The following is a 13,950-nucleotide window of genomic DNA, read 5'->3' as shown; positions in this document are numbered from 1 at the left end:
TCGGCGGGCTTTTTTATTGAAAGGCCATAAAATGGCTGATGGACAGCAAATCGGTCGCCTTCTCCTCATTCAGATCGGCGATGGTGAAACTCCCGAAGTTTTCACGAACCTCTGCGGCTTGCAGACCCGTTCGTTCAATATGTCGGCTAACTCCGTCGATACCACTATCCCAGATTGTCAGAATCCCGGTGCAACGCCGCAGAAGACTGGCGTGCCTGGTATCAAGCAGCGCACATTTACCGGCTCCGGTAAGTTCGTGGCGGGTGCGAATTCCGCCTACTTCATCGGCAAGGTGAACGACGCTGCGATTTTCAACGCGATCGTAATTGTTCCTGGCCTTGGCTCATATGAAGGCCCGTGGTTCGTGACGGACTTTGAATTCTCCGGCGAGCAGGAAGGCAATATGGACTTCAGCGCTACCTTCGAAGCAGCAGGTCCGCTGACTTTCGAAGCTGAGGTATAACATGGAGCTTCCGGTTAACGGAGCTCGCGGCGAAGTCGGCGTCACTATCGGTGGCGTCGAAATCGTCCTCGCGGCGACCATGGGCGGACTGGCGGCTGTTTCTGAAGAGCTCGGCTGCAAGTCAATGAACGAGCTGTTCGCACGACTGTCGGACGCCGAGATCAACGCTGCAATTGTCGGCCTTCGACACTTAACGGTGCAGGGCGACGCAGCTGCGGCTATCGAGCGATTGAATTTAAGCCATTTCGCTTCGCTCTCCACTGCATTTCAGGCTGCGCTAGCGCACCATTTTCAGGGCGACTCGGGAAACGGAAAGGCCAAGGGAAAAGCGTAGCTGCCGATTTCCCTTGGCTGGCGTGGCAGCAGGCAGCTTTCGGAATCCTTAGATGGACGCCGAAAACATTCTGGAACTCGTCTCTGACGGAGTTCCTTGCCGCTCTTGATGGCTTCACGGAAGCCCGAGGCGGGAAGAAAAACGCAGAGCCACCGACCGACGCGCAGATGGATGATCTGCTCAAGAAATACGGAAAACCCAAGAAGCCCGCCTAGTGCGGGCTTTTTCTTTTTATGGAGAGCCGCGTGGCCGAAGAAAACACCGATATTATTCTATCCATTTCCTCAGATGTCGCATCGATGCGACGTGCGCAGAAGCGAATGGAAGAAATGCTGAACTCTATGGGCAGGAGTTCCGACAGCGCCTTCAATAAAATAGCAGACCGGGCCAATGCCGATATGCGCCGCATTGAGGAGGGCGCAATCAAGCTGCGCCGGCAGCTCGACGCGACATTTCAGCAGTCATTCGGGAGCAGCTTAAACAAAGGACTGGCTGCGGTTGGTTCCGTTCTCGGAACGAACGAAGTCCGCAAGTACGCAGACCAATGGACGACTGCCGAAAACATGTTGAAGGCAGCGACCGCTGCCACCGGTATGCAGACACGCTCGTTAAAGGAGTTGCGTTCTGGAGCGGACGACGCTCGCGTGTCCGTCGAGGATTACGTCGATCTTTACGCGCGCATGGTGCGCTCGGCATCTGGTGTAGCCAAGTCCGAGAACGAAATTGCGTTGGCGACCAATCTCGTTTCTAAAGCGTTCAAGGCCGGCGGCGCGTCTGCGCAGGAACAGGCGGCTGGTATTCTCCAGCTTGGTCAGGCGCTCGGCAGTGGCGTTTTGCAGGGTGATGAACTGCGATCGCTGCGCGAAAACGCGCCTATCGTCGCCAAGGCTATCGCGGATGAATTCGGCGTGACGGTTGCGAAACTTAAAGATCTCGGCGCCGAAGGCAAGCTCACGTCTGATCGCGTGTTTAGAGCGATCATAAACGCGCAAAAGACGATTGAAGCACAGTTTGCCGCCACGAACGCGACCATTGGCGACGGCATGACCGCCATTAATAATGCCATGCTCCAGTATATTGGCACGGCCGGTGATATGACCGGCATTTCGGCCACCGTATCGCGCGCCTTGATTCTGATTTCGCAGAATTTCGACCAGGTAGCGGATGCAGGCATGCAGCTGGCCGCGGTTCTGGCCGGTGTGCTCGTCGGTCGGTCTTTGGGCGGCATGATCCGGACGCTTGGAACCACGACAGCGGCTCTCGTTAAGTTCCATCAAGCGGCGAAGGCCGCGCAGGGCGCTATGGGCCTTGTGCAGGCTATGGGCGGTCTCGGAGCGGCAGCTGGCCCGCTTGGCGCTATTATCGGTGGTGCGCTTGTGCTGGCCGTTGGTAACTATACCGTCAGCGCCATGGCCGCGCAGAAAAACTCAGACTCTCTTCGCGCTGAGATGGAAAAGCTCGGGCTGGTTGCGCCCAAGGCCGCGGATGGGATCGATAAGGCGGCTGAGTCGCTGGATAATCTGGCCGATCCGGAGAAGGCGAGGAAGCTTAAGAATATCGCCAGTGAGCTTGAGCGGTTGCGGAATGGTGGCGGACGTTGGGGTAGCCTTCTTGGGCAGGGCGACGAACTGGATGTTTTGTCTGCGAATGCTACGGCTCCGCTCAAGAATGTCATGCAGAATCTTGGCATGTCAGATGCAGACAAATCTGCGCGACGTGAAATTGCAAACCTCATCAGCGATTTCCAAAACTTCGCAATTACCGCAGATAAGGCGAAGGAGCGACTTCATGCGATCAATAACACTTACGTCAGTAAGGGGGTCGTTGAACTTACTGAACGGGTTCAGGAATCCATTGACCGCATGTCTGGCCTTCAGGCCATGTCAACGCGCGTCGGCGAAATGCCCGGCATTCAGGAAGCCGAGCAGCGGGTTCTGGAGTTTCGCGATCAACTGGAAAACTTGCGCCAGCAGGAATTCATTGACGATCAGCAGAAGGCGCAACTTCAAGGAATAATCGATAAACTCCTTGAAACCAAAACTGGTGCCGGTGAAGCGGTTACCGCCATCAACAGCCTGTCTAACGCCAACCCCAGCATTGCCGGTTTTCTCTCTACAATGGAGCAGGCCATTGTCACCTTGGGCGGAGTGTATGACGCTGCCGTGAAAGCCCGCAAGGCTATGGCCGCTGCCTACCCGGTAGGCGTCCCTGACGAAGCAAAAGCCACAAGCTCCGCCAACGATCCCTTCATCATTCAGCGGAAAAAAGAAAATGCAGCCGCTGCCGATTTCGAGAAAAACGCCACCCGCCGCGCTGGCTTGACCAAGTCCCAGCTTGAGCTCGAAACTAAGCTGGCTGATGTCCGCAAGCGTCTTCAATCCGAAGGTGTGACGAAGCCAGACGAGGATATGGTGAAGCGCATCGCTGACGCCGAACTGGCTGGCGAAAAAGCTCGATCCAAGGAAGGCAAAAAGCCGAAGGACGTTAAGAAGTCCACCGACCAGAAGATCGACTCCGACATCCAAGCTGTAAAGGACCGCACCGAAGCGTTGCGCCTCGAGGCCGAGATGGTCGGCAAGTCCACGGCCGAGCAGGAAAAGCGCCGCATAGCGATGGATCTCGAGCAGGCCGCGCTGGCGAAGCTCAAGGACGAGGCGATCAAAAAAGGCCAGAAAGATTTGTCGAACATAAAAATTTCGGCGGATCAGCGGGCCCAGATCGACCAAGTTGCTGAGGCCTATGGACGGGAAGCGGCTGCCTTGCAGTTGGTTGAAGACCGGCAGCGACGTTCTGAGCAAGCCGCGAACGACTTTTACGAGTCATTCAAAAGCAGCACGATCGGTGCAATTACTGGCGCAAACAGTCTGGCGGACGCGTTGAAGAACATCGGCAACAGGTTGGCCGAACTGTTCCTGAACGCCGGTTTTGATGCTCTGTTTAAGCCGTCGTCCAACGGCATGAGTGGTGGAGCATTCGGCGGCTTCTTTAACAGCATCGGCAGTTTGATCGGGCTGAAAGACGGCGGCCAGATACCGGGCTATGATAGCGGCGGCCGTATTCGTGGTCCTGGCGGACCACGTGACGATAAGGTGCTTTTGTGGGGTAGCAACGGCGAGTTTATGATGAACGCGGCAGCAACGCAGAAGTGGCTGCCAGTACTTGAAGCCATGAACGCCGGTCGGTTGCCAGAACTGCGCGATGGTGGCGGAGTTGGCTTTTCGGCGCCGCGTATTTCGTCGGCGTCGATTCCTGTTCCTAGCATCCCCAGTGTCGCCCAGCTGTCGGGCAATTCCAGCGTCGATAACTCGCGCACCGATAATTCGGTGAGCGGACCGACCATTAACGTGACGGTCAATGGTGCCACCGGCAATGCCGAAGTATCATCGATGGTGCAGGAAGGGATCGCAAAGAGCATGATGGCCTGGCAGCGATCGCCTCATTTTGCGAATGCAGTTTCGCAGGGTGTCAAACAAGCCAATAGCCGCGGAATGTTGCGGCGCTGAATTAAACATGGACGGCCCAAAGGCCGTCCATTTTCTTTTTGGAGATAAAGATGAACATTTATTTCGTGACGCCAGCACCTGCACAAGGTGGCGACATTCGCGTACTGCAGGACGATGAAAAGACGCCGATCGTCGGGTTCTTGTCACATGAGGAAGCGGAGGACTTCGCACAGCGCATGGCCCGTCGCTATCCCGGTAATCAGTTTTGGGTCATGGAAGGCACGGCCACGAAGGCGTTTATTACCGATCCCTTGCCGGTGCGGGAATGCACTCCGGCCGTCGGGGAGTTCTGAAATGGCCGAAACGCTTCCCGAAGGCCTAAATTATCAGGCGAGCCCGCTCAAGCTCAATCGGTCAGTTTCAACGTCCCGATACGGCGATCGGGCAGTCGCGTTCATCGAGAATGGCGATCCATATTGGTCGTGGACCGCCAGTATAATCTCGCTTAGCCCTGCCGACCGAAAGCGGCTTGAGGCGTTTTCAGATCGCTGCCGCGGCGGTCAGGTGACGGTCCACTTCACGCCGAAAGACGCTTGTATTCCGCAAGCCTATTGGGGCGACGCCGATAATCCGGCAATCACAGGCACCGCGACGCTGGCTGCGATCAACGGCAACTCGCTGACTTTCAACGGCGTGGTGTCTGGACTGATTTTGACGGAAGGCGACCTGCTAGGCTTTACGATCGGCGACTACAACTTCATCGCGCGCGTTGTAGCCGACGCCACTGCGGTCAGTACGAGTTTGCAGGTGAAGATCGAGCCGTTTCTGCCTTCATATATCGGCGTCGGCTCTACGGTGCGTTTCAAGAATCCCGTCATGAATATGCGGATGATGCCGAACAGCTTGGAAATCGGCGATGGCTTTTTCCCCGATGCATCATTTCAGCTTGTTGAAGTGCCGAGGTAGTAGCCTATGTTCGTTTACTTGTGGTCTTAAAGGTCGATAACAGTTTTTCAGGAACGAAAAAAAGATCCCGCCTAGCCCTGGAGCACGCGACATATAGTTTGTTGCGTGTTTCGGGATTGATGTTAAGAAAACTGCCGCTTTCCCATGCTTTAACATTGCTCGGATTGAGTACCACGCATACGTCTTGGTAACTGTCGATCCCTTTTGATCCACCCCAGTTATTTGAAAAGCAACCAAACTTGTAGTGTTCTTTCAAGAACAGTTTTACTATGTTTGGATCTCGGTAAATCTCATGCGCTGCTTTTTGGTCGTCCAAATATTTAACTGTTGTTTCTTTTGGGCCTGACGATTGGATCGAAATTCCTATTCGATCGGTAATAAAATCACAGACGGTCTTACTGCACCTTCTGCTAAACTTCAGGCTGAAATTGTCTAAGTTAAAATTAGCTTTTCTAAATCGTTGTTGATAGGCTTCAAAGTCTAGGTGAAGATTAGAGTTCACGTTGCCGTCGCGGCTGGTGTCAAAAGTATGTTGATAAAAATCACCAACAAAAACACTAGTCAATTCTGATTCACTAATAGCCAAGAGAAAATTGAAGTCATGACCTGAAAAGTCTTGAACTTCATCAACAAGCAAAACGTCGAAATATCGTTCCAGTCGATGGTTTATTGCTTTGTACAGATTTTCTTTCTCAAGCAATTTTGCAACGCGATTTGAATAAAGATACCGATTTTTAGTGATATATCTTCTATCATCGATAGAGCTGTATCTAGGAAATATAGGAGGGAGATCAAAAATTATTCCTCGCGTATTCTTTCTTTGTCTTAAAAACGGTTTATAGCAGAATCCGTGCAAAAAGCTGAAGTACGTAAAAATTATTATGTTCGCAGGTAAGTACCCAAATCTATTTATTATTTTGGTGCGAATGTTGTTATAGTTCGCCTGAGTGTAAGTTATAATTAAGAAGCGACGCTCCTCATCCAAGCTTGAAACGAGGTGTGTAGTCTTTCCGGCGCCGGCAACCGCAAAAATTACGCTCTTATCCATGTTATTGCTTTTTGGATGTAATCTGGAACGGCTAGAGATGCACCATGGGCGCAAAGCAATTGGAACGCTGCGTCTGTTTTGTTTTTCAGCATGAAATCCTGAACTGTTAGCTTCTTTCTGCCCTCGGAGAATAGTGTTTCGCACTTCTCTCTATTGTCTTGATACATACAGACTTCGAATGTCGAGCGATTGTTATCAGTGTCTGCAAAAATATTTATGCTTTCCGTTGTGTAATTTTCGTAGTTGGCTACACAGTTTGTTTGGAAGTCGCTATCATTGTCGCGAATAGCGGCAACTTTTATTCCCAGTATCTTGGCAAGCTCAAGGTATCTCTTAAAGCTAGTCCCATCGATTGAAATGATATGGACGCCATCTTCATCAGGACTGATCCCATCAGTGCAATTCTTATAAAGAGCATCCATGAGAATGAACTCGGCGTCACCCTCGAGGAGGATCGCTTTTTTACACAATGCTAGTTCCAAGACATTGTTATCGGGCGCTTTCATAAAAAATTTTGCGGTTTCATTGCTCAAGTGCTTGAGCGTTGCCGGTCGGGAAGGGTATTCCTCACTGAGGATTATGACGTTTTGCAAATCCAATCGGGTCGCAATGAAGCTGCTGTGAGTGGCAATGATTAACTGCTTCTTTGTTGAAGACCGTATGCGATCAATCAATTGGCGCATGTGAACATTGCTTAGATGGTTTTCTGGCTCTTCCAGTAGGAGTAAATCGAGACCTTGCCCTTCATTCCGTAATGCAAATTCTGTTTTTATGAAGCATTGACGGCCCTTTCCCTTGCTATCAACAGGAATATCAGCTTCGGTAAGGATGATATCAGTTTCTACATTCGATTTTTGGCTTGTGCGCAGATCAAATTGATATTTTGGTAATGTGTCATTCAGTGACTTGAGTACGCTTTCTGTGAATCTCGATTTGGATTTGCGATACTCGAAGCTGTGATGATTTCGCTCAGATGCCGATGCATGTGCGGCATACATCGCACGGGTGTATTCGCGGGTGGCATATTCGTTATTGATTTGAGAGCTATCAATCAGGAGGTGTCGAACAGGCTTCCTATAATGGAAAATTGCCTCGTCGGTAAAAGTCTGAAAATGAATTGAATAATATTCAAATGGGAAACTGTCGTGCGCATCAGACAGTATTGTCGAGATATCTTTCGTATATTCGTCCATTGGCTTGCATGTTAATTTAATGCCAATATGATCTCTACCGTAGGTGTTATTTCGACCGTCTAGATCGAAGCGTCCTTGAATATCGTCTAGATAAATCTCAACCAACATTTCCGGTAAATCTTCGATGCGCCTAGCGCTGCGCATAAATGCGGCGATCGTCTCCGCATTTAACAGGTTTTCCAAACCTGCTGACTCGATCTTGCTACGACTAGCGCTGAGGACAAGATCTATTGCTTGCAGTACTGAACTCTTCCCCGCCTCGTTACCGCCAATAAGGACATTGATGTCGTTGGAGAAATCCAATTCCAGAGATTTGAAACGCTTGAAGTTTCTCAGAATAAGCTTTTTTATTGTGGCCATGCTGCGATAACCTGTAGAGCTGCACCGATAATGACAGCGCAAAAGCCTAACCTAAAAATCCACATTCGCCGGTTGAGCCGATGAACACTGTCAAGAATCAATATCGAATCCAGTTGTTCGGCGGTGACGGTGTCGGGATCAACGTTCTCGAGCAGCTTTTTGGCCTTTGGAGAAATATCGGTGTAGCCATTGAATTTCGGCGAGCCACCGGACTTCGCAATCAAGTCAGATTGTTCAATTTCCAGTCTATTTAAACTGTCATACATCGAAGTGCGCCATTCGAACGCAAGCATGCAGACTCCCAAGGTATTGATGAGAATCCCTATAGGGGAGAGCCAAGGAAGCGCTAAAAGATTCTCGATCACTCTGCTTTACCTATCCGCAAAGATCTGCGCAGGCCTAGCCGTGCGGGCTGTCGAGACCGGAGCAGGGGCACTTCCAGCCACTGGCTGTTTCCCGCTGAGCGAAGCAGCGATCTGCTTTTGTGACTCGCTAATGCTTGCAGCGTATTCGACCAATTGTCCGATGCAATAGAGAAACACGCCAGAGACTACGGCGCTGCACCCTGCGGTAAGCGCAAATGAACCGCCGCGGTTCATCTCGATAAAGCCCATAAGCGCCAACAGCGCACCGCCGACCAAGCTTAATAGCCCAAGAATTTTTGCCGCTGTTGCCATGATTGCCCCTCCAACACGATAATCTGGAAGGTGCCTCATTTAGCCGGCGATATCAACTATCGAAGCGTCTTGTGGGACGCCGTACTGGGCTGAACGGTCTATACCTGGCGTGGAAACAATTCCGCCCGAACGCTGAGGATGCCGACGGGCGAAGCGCCAGATCCTCACGCCAATATCAAGCTGGAATTGTGTGGTAGCAGGCTTGCTATCGGTTCGGGGAGCAAGACGCGGCCAGTCGCGTGTATGATCTGAACAAGATCAATTTCTTCCCGGAGAGTCTTTTAAATGGGTACTGCTAACAAGCCCAGCCCCCGCTGGGCGGGTCATGAAGCCTTATTCCATGTCAGGTATATCTCCCCACTGAAACAGAACAGCAGGCGGTCCATATTCTCCAACGTGGGGATCTGCTTCGCGGCTCCACGCGACTACACCGACATGTTTGCCCTCCAGCGATTGCGCTGCACGTAACGCACGGCTCTCTGTTTCAAATGCCATGGGTTCGAACGCCGGAACCAACTCGCCGTCTGCATTACGGTCGAATGCTGCAACCACGATAAGCCGCGCATTGGTCATTTAATTTTACTTTCCGTCGGTGTTAAGGTCCAACTCCGGATTATTGTCCGCCTTGGTTTGGCTCTTCTTTTTTGAGAGACTGCCAGTTTTAGGTTCTGCAGGGCGGTCAGGAGTGCTCGTAAACTTAATGGCCATAATCGTTTCAAATCTCCATGAGAAATGTTGCTATTTTGTTCTCGTGACGCGTGTATGTCAGATATTTTTGCACATGTCCAACGATTGCTAGAAGCACGGCATTGGTCAACACCAAAAGAGCTCGCGGTGATGTATATGCGCATGAACCTAATCATCCCGGAAATCCGTCAAATATTGCAAATCGGGTCATAACGAAGTTGTGTAAGCTCAACGCTACCGGCTATTGCGCAAGCCCTTTTTTGAGGGTGGCGGCATAATGCTCTCCATCTCTTGGCGTTGTTTTCGCAAGCGCAGCGTCTTGGCAACCCGCTCGTCTGCTTCCGCGTCGAGAATAGTACGCACGGCTTTATTGGTGCGTGAAGCGACCGACTCCCGAGAGGAAGGGACGGGCTTGAAAAGAGTATGTTTCGTAAAGGAGCCGCGTGGATCTTGGGGCAATTGTTGTAATCCTTTTTAAAGGTAAATAAAAAAGGTCGGGCAATGGCCCGACCCTAAGTCAACTTCTTTCGACAGTGCCAGTACATCCGTGGTCAAAGGAAAGAAAATCAGCGATTTAAGCGGCTTGCAGGTTGCAGGCCGACATTTTGCCGGACTTGCGATCCTGCTCCAGATCATAAGTAAGCTTCTGGCCTTCGGTCAGCGAGTACATACCTGCGCGTTCAACCGCAGAGATATGAACAAACGCATCGCCACCGCCATTCTCAGGCTGAATAAACCCAAAGCCCTTTGCTGTATTAAACCATTTAACTGTGCCGGTGTTCATTGGAACCCCTTTCATAGAAATATTGATAGCCGCATTTGAAGCAAACGCAGAGATGAAACGATTTTTTAAAGGGAGTTTTCGTCAACGCACGGCGCTAATCGTGCAGAAAGTTAAGCTCAACAAGAAAATCTCGATGCCATCTTTTAGCAATTTTAATAATGTTTGTCAAATTTTTAATATGGTTCAGCTAATTTAAATTATAAAAATACTTAAATATCTTAACATTCCCGTTGTTTTTACGGGGGGTATAACGATTTCAATTTATTATTTGAGAGGCCCTATTTGGGCCCCACCAAACAATAATGGTTAAGCCGTGCCATAAGCGGAAGACGCTTCCGTCCGCGGACCTGGGATCGTTTGAATGTCGCCCATTACTCCAGCCATAAAACTCTTCAGAATTAACGCTGACTCATTATAATGGGGTCCTGGTAGGGGCTTCATCCTGGACGTGAGATAGCCGGCCTTAATAATCATCTGCTTTAGAATGCGATGGTTTGAGTGAAGATCGCCATTATAGATAATGGAAGACATAGCGTCCTCCTTTCAAATTGCGGGCAAGGGCAATTCAACCCGTGTCAGCGAAGCCCGTAATCAATTAAATCGCTGACAACCCATGGTGGACGGATAGTGCTTGGATAGCAAGCGAACAATTAAGGTGACTTAGGGGCAGTGTATCCAATGTCCTGACGCAAACGGAAGGATTTCGTCCGCGCTAGGCTGACCTCTACCTAAAAAGAACCCCGCGGCATCGAGGTGCGGGGTTGGAAGTCATATGTCATCGGCAAGCAAATTCTATTCCTCGAAAGGAGAAAATCAAGCCGCGATTCACTCGCGATGTTTTCTCTCCGCAGCCTCCAAGCGCGCCAAAAGCTCCGAAATCGTGTTTTCATTATTGTTGGAGCATGTCACCGCAAAACCGTCTTTCAACGCCTCTGCTATAGCTTGCGATGGAAGATCACGACGTCTCACGCCGGCAGCAAATCGTCTCACCGAATGGCATAGTTCTGTTTGGTTTGTCATGCACCCAACGCCGCAATCATTTTCAGCATAACGAGCTAGCGGTGGCTATGTTCCAATAACGAGCACACCGAAATATATATTCTGCAAAGCCCGTAAATCTCCCAACCAGTAAGGCCACGCCTGGAAAAGGTGGGTACTAGCAGTGGACGCCTGCTCGGCTCGGAAAATTATGTAGGCATAAAAATTCACTTCGGCGCCGCAAGACAACTCAGAATTAAAATGAATAAAGAATTCGCGCGAAAGTTGATTGCGTTGGTGCTATAATCAAAATCCAACGCATAATTATGTGCGTTCGATCATTGAAGATCGGATACCATCATGAACAAGTTTGAATGGTTAAAGCCCGCACTCGGCGGCGCATCGGTTGGTGCCATTGCAGCAATTGCTATCGGGTTTTCCGTAGGTGGATGGGTCACACAAGGCACTTCTGAGCGCCGGATTGCATCCAACATATCCGACGGGGTGGCGCTTGCCTTGACACCTTACTGTCTTGAAAAATCAAGAAACGATCCGGCTGTTGTGAACATCCTGGCTGAGTTTAAGGCTGCCCCAGCTTACTCTCGCCGTACTCTTATTGAGAAGTCAGGTTGGGCCACACCGTTGGGAACAGAGCAACCCAACACCGCGCTGGCAACTGCGTGCGGCAACGAACTCGCCAAGGCGCTTTAGTATGGCGGGGAAGCCTAATGAGGAGGCTATCATGAAAAAACAACGTAATCGTAACATTGGATTGGAAACTGCTTCTGTACGTCCACGGCACGATGAGGACACGACAGCCAGCAGAAGTGATCTCAGAAATGCTCATGAACAGATGACCTCTCCATCAAAGGATTGGACGCAGCTTGCGAACATTCTTCGGCGTTCTTGCGGTGGATTCTCACGTTCCCGGTCGCCGCGCCATTCTTTACCGAGGAGCAAACGCAATGGATAATGACACCACAGCTCTAGAACGAAAGGTTCTTGCACATGAGCAGATACTTCAGGTTCTCATCGGGCATCTAGCCGAGACCGAACCCAAATTTCTGGATCGACTTAAAGCAGTATTCACGCATCATCATATTCTTGGCCCCAATGAACAGAACTACGTTAATACAGCGCAGTATGCCGAACAATTCATTCACGAAATCGAGAAGATGCAAGGGTATAAGGCAACGCGTTGATTTTCTTCGGATCATGATTATCTGATAGGAGTTTTGAGCCGATTATTTCTAAATAAATATCACGTGTTTGCTTGCACTTTAATTCGAAAAGGCGCACTGTTCATTATGCACAGCTTTTGAAACGGGCGCTGTCGTTGGGAGAGAACGATCTCCCGCCCCAAAAATGAAGGGGACACGCGATGTCTTCCGCTTCATATCTATCCTACTTTGGCCCTGAAGATTTCCCGTCGCTTCGTGCTTTCCTGCAACGTTCCGGATATTCGCTGGAGGGTTGCGAAAAGCCAGAGACTCGCCTGGAAGCCGCCAAACACCTTTGTGAAATTTTTAGCGACGGAAGCCATGATCCTGTGCAGATGCTGGACATACTTTTGGCAATCCGCGCCCAACGGCTATCACAATCCAATCAAAGAGAACTGGAAGCCTGGGAGAATGAGGGCGGCTATACGATCCCGCAAGTCACTGCAAAATCCTTGGTCTTGCGATGGCCTCCTCGAAAGCGGCTCCGATTGAGGTTGGCCCATGGCTGATATTTTGCGTTCCCCAATATCAGGCATTGAGGTGAGAGAGCGAAGGATTGGGTCTCGCCGTAACCAGCTCTATCCCGCAATCCGGAATATTGTGCGGATAGAAAACAGGGTCCGCGAACCGTTCAGCGCGAGATGTTTAGCCAAACACATGCCCTCGACGCATATACCTTGGTTGAAAAGCTATTTGAGCTCTCATGCGGCAACGTCGCTTCGGGACCGAGAGGCATATTTCGTGAGGGTATGTCGGGGCTGGTATCGTCTCAATGACACGTGATCAATCTGGCGAGGAGAAACTGTCAGTCCCAAAATCGTTGGATCGTAAAGTGAGCGTGTATCTGATCGCGTTCCTCATAATATGCATCGATATCGGATTGGTCGTCTGGGTGCTCGGCTCCTACGTCTATTAATTACCAAGCAGTCATGCGTGGCGCTAAAACGTATGCTTTCCCACAAGAATGAAGTCTGCACTTCCGTGAATGCCGACGTTTTGTACGTCCACCCTCAGCAAACCATCGCCTTTTTCCGACGATAACTGAACGAGCTCGCTTGAATAAGCCTGCCGGAGCATGTCCATGCTTGCCCACATGACGCCTTTTGTAAACGTCCTCTCGCCTTCCGTGAGTACGGAAATACTGTAGCCAACAGAACCGATACTTTTACCTTCGCAATACAAATTACCTATTGAACTAAATGTAGACGTTGGCATGATTGTACCCCGATACGGCTGTGTCTCCTCACCAAGAAAAGTGGAAGACACAGCTATAACTAATGCCGTTTGGTTTTGATCATGTCATTGGCAGGAGTAGGAAAGAGACCTGCAACAACGTCTGTCGACGCAGTTTTCTCCTTGGCCTTATCTTTTTTTGGCTTTCTTATTTCTCGGTTACTTCTTTTTTGACCACGGGGCATTTTGAAAACTTCCTGTTTTTGAGGAATTAACTAATTCTTGCATACCCGACCAAGCCAGGGATGGTTCAAATTACCGCTGGAGATACTTCCACATTCTCACGGGGATGTTGCCGAGAAAGCTGCGACATCGCTCGCGATGGTGAGCGTACAGATTGAAATTCCTGAATGAATAGCCTTGCTGCGGATATGTGAGCGGCACGGTTTTCTGCGGTGTCGTAAAGCCGATAGCCGGCGCGTCGCAGTATTTCACGCATCATTCGAAAGTCGGTAGGTCCAAAGTAGGGTTTGATAATTTTGGAAGACATTTCGTCCTCCTTGTATTGGGGCTGGAGTATGCACTCCCAACGACAGCGCCCGTTTCAAAAGCTGTCGAGACATG

General features: G+C 50.3%; 16 protein-coding genes. 9 read left to right on the top strand and 7 right to left on the bottom strand.

Annotated features, from left to right (window positions below; all coding sequences use genetic code 11):
* Nucleotides 1–31 precede the first annotated feature (31 nt).
* From F9K78_RS04110 to F9K78_RS04085, 6 genes are read left to right on the top strand one after another with little or no spacing between them, the layout of a single operon-like run.
* Complete coding sequence (locus tag F9K78_RS04110) at nt 32–463, top strand: phage major tail protein, TP901-1 family (RefSeq protein ID WP_151682070.1); 432 nt, start codon at nt 32–34, stop codon at nt 461–463.
* A 1-nt stretch (nt 464) separates the two neighbouring features.
* Nucleotides 465–797 (top strand): hypothetical protein, encoded by a 333-nt coding sequence (locus F9K78_RS04105; RefSeq protein WP_151682069.1) that lies wholly within the window; start codon nt 465–467, stop codon nt 795–797.
* Nucleotides 692–1,012, top strand: coding sequence for a phage tail assembly chaperone (locus F9K78_RS22305; RefSeq protein ID WP_151682092.1), 321 nt, complete (start codon nt 692–694; stop codon nt 1,010–1,012). The genes F9K78_RS04105 and F9K78_RS22305 overlap by 106 nt, the downstream gene beginning before the upstream one ends.
* 30 nt (nt 1,013–1,042) lie before the next feature.
* Nucleotides 1,043–4,300, top strand: coding sequence for a tape measure protein (locus tag F9K78_RS04095; RefSeq protein ID WP_167518105.1), 3,258 nt, complete (start codon nt 1,043–1,045; stop codon nt 4,298–4,300).
* Between the two features lie 50 nt (nt 4,301–4,350).
* Nucleotides 4,351–4,593, top strand: a complete 243-nt coding sequence (locus F9K78_RS04090; RefSeq protein WP_151682067.1) for a hypothetical protein — start codon at nt 4,351–4,353, stop codon at nt 4,591–4,593.
* 1 nt (nt 4,594) lies between these two features.
* The gene (locus F9K78_RS04085; protein ID WP_151682066.1) at nt 4,595–5,206 is read left to right on the top strand and encodes a hypothetical protein; all 612 of its coding nucleotides are present in this window, start codon (nt 4,595–4,597) and stop codon (nt 5,204–5,206) included.
* Between the two features lie 4 nt (nt 5,207–5,210).
* Here the strand turns inward: F9K78_RS04085 and F9K78_RS04080 are convergent, their stop codons facing one another.
* The 6 genes from F9K78_RS04080 to F9K78_RS04055 form a co-directional block, all read right to left on the bottom strand.
* A complete protein-coding gene (locus tag F9K78_RS04080) occupies nt 5,211–6,254 on the bottom strand; it encodes an AAA family ATPase (RefSeq protein WP_151682065.1) in 1,044 nt (347 codons plus the stop codon).
* Complete coding sequence (locus F9K78_RS04075; RefSeq protein WP_151682064.1) at nt 6,239–7,807, bottom strand: ATP-dependent nuclease; 1,569 nt, start codon at nt 7,805–7,807, stop codon at nt 6,239–6,241. Before F9K78_RS04075 ends, F9K78_RS04080 begins: the two co-directional genes overlap by 16 nt.
* Entirely contained in the window at nt 7,795–8,172 is a 378-nt protein-coding gene (locus F9K78_RS04070) for a hypothetical protein (protein WP_151682063.1), read from the bottom strand. The genes F9K78_RS04075 and F9K78_RS04070 overlap by 13 nt, the downstream gene beginning before the upstream one ends.
* A 6-nt stretch (nt 8,173–8,178) precedes the next feature.
* Nucleotides 8,179–8,484, bottom strand: coding sequence for a hypothetical protein (locus F9K78_RS04065; protein ID WP_151682062.1), 306 nt, complete (start codon nt 8,482–8,484; stop codon nt 8,179–8,181).
* A 333-nt stretch (nt 8,485–8,817) separates the two neighbouring features.
* Entirely contained in the window at nt 8,818–9,057 is a 240-nt protein-coding gene (locus tag F9K78_RS04060) for a hypothetical protein (protein WP_124915945.1), read from the bottom strand.
* Nucleotides 9,058–9,745: 688 nt separating this feature from the next.
* Nucleotides 9,746–9,955, bottom strand: coding sequence for a cold-shock protein (locus tag F9K78_RS04055; RefSeq protein ID WP_010661715.1), 210 nt, complete (start codon nt 9,953–9,955; stop codon nt 9,746–9,748).
* A gap of 1,338 nt (nt 9,956–11,293) precedes the next feature.
* Here F9K78_RS04055 and F9K78_RS04045 point away from each other — a divergent pair.
* From F9K78_RS04045 to F9K78_RS04030, 3 genes are all read left to right on the top strand, one after another.
* The gene (locus tag F9K78_RS04045) at nt 11,294–11,644 is read left to right on the top strand and encodes a hypothetical protein (protein ID WP_151682060.1); all 351 of its coding nucleotides are present in this window, start codon (nt 11,294–11,296) and stop codon (nt 11,642–11,644) included.
* 254 nt (nt 11,645–11,898) lie between these two features.
* The gene (locus tag F9K78_RS04035) at nt 11,899–12,135 is read left to right on the top strand and encodes a hypothetical protein (RefSeq protein ID WP_122066536.1); all 237 of its coding nucleotides are present in this window, start codon (nt 11,899–11,901) and stop codon (nt 12,133–12,135) included.
* Between the two features lie 179 nt (nt 12,136–12,314).
* Complete coding sequence (locus tag F9K78_RS04030) at nt 12,315–12,662, top strand: hypothetical protein (protein ID WP_151682058.1); 348 nt, start codon at nt 12,315–12,317, stop codon at nt 12,660–12,662.
* 974 nt (nt 12,663–13,636) lie between these two features.
* On the opposite strand, the gene F9K78_RS04025 is transcribed toward F9K78_RS04030, so the two are convergent.
* The gene (locus F9K78_RS04025; protein WP_151682057.1) at nt 13,637–13,876 is read right to left on the bottom strand and encodes a hypothetical protein; all 240 of its coding nucleotides are present in this window, start codon (nt 13,874–13,876) and stop codon (nt 13,637–13,639) included.
* Nucleotides 13,877–13,950 lie beyond the last annotated feature (74 nt).

Source organism: Brucella pseudintermedia (assembly GCF_008932435.1).
Taxonomy (GTDB): Bacteria; Pseudomonadota; Alphaproteobacteria; order Rhizobiales; family Rhizobiaceae; genus Brucella; species Brucella pseudintermedia.
This window is presented reverse-complemented; position numbering and strand designations above follow the sequence as displayed.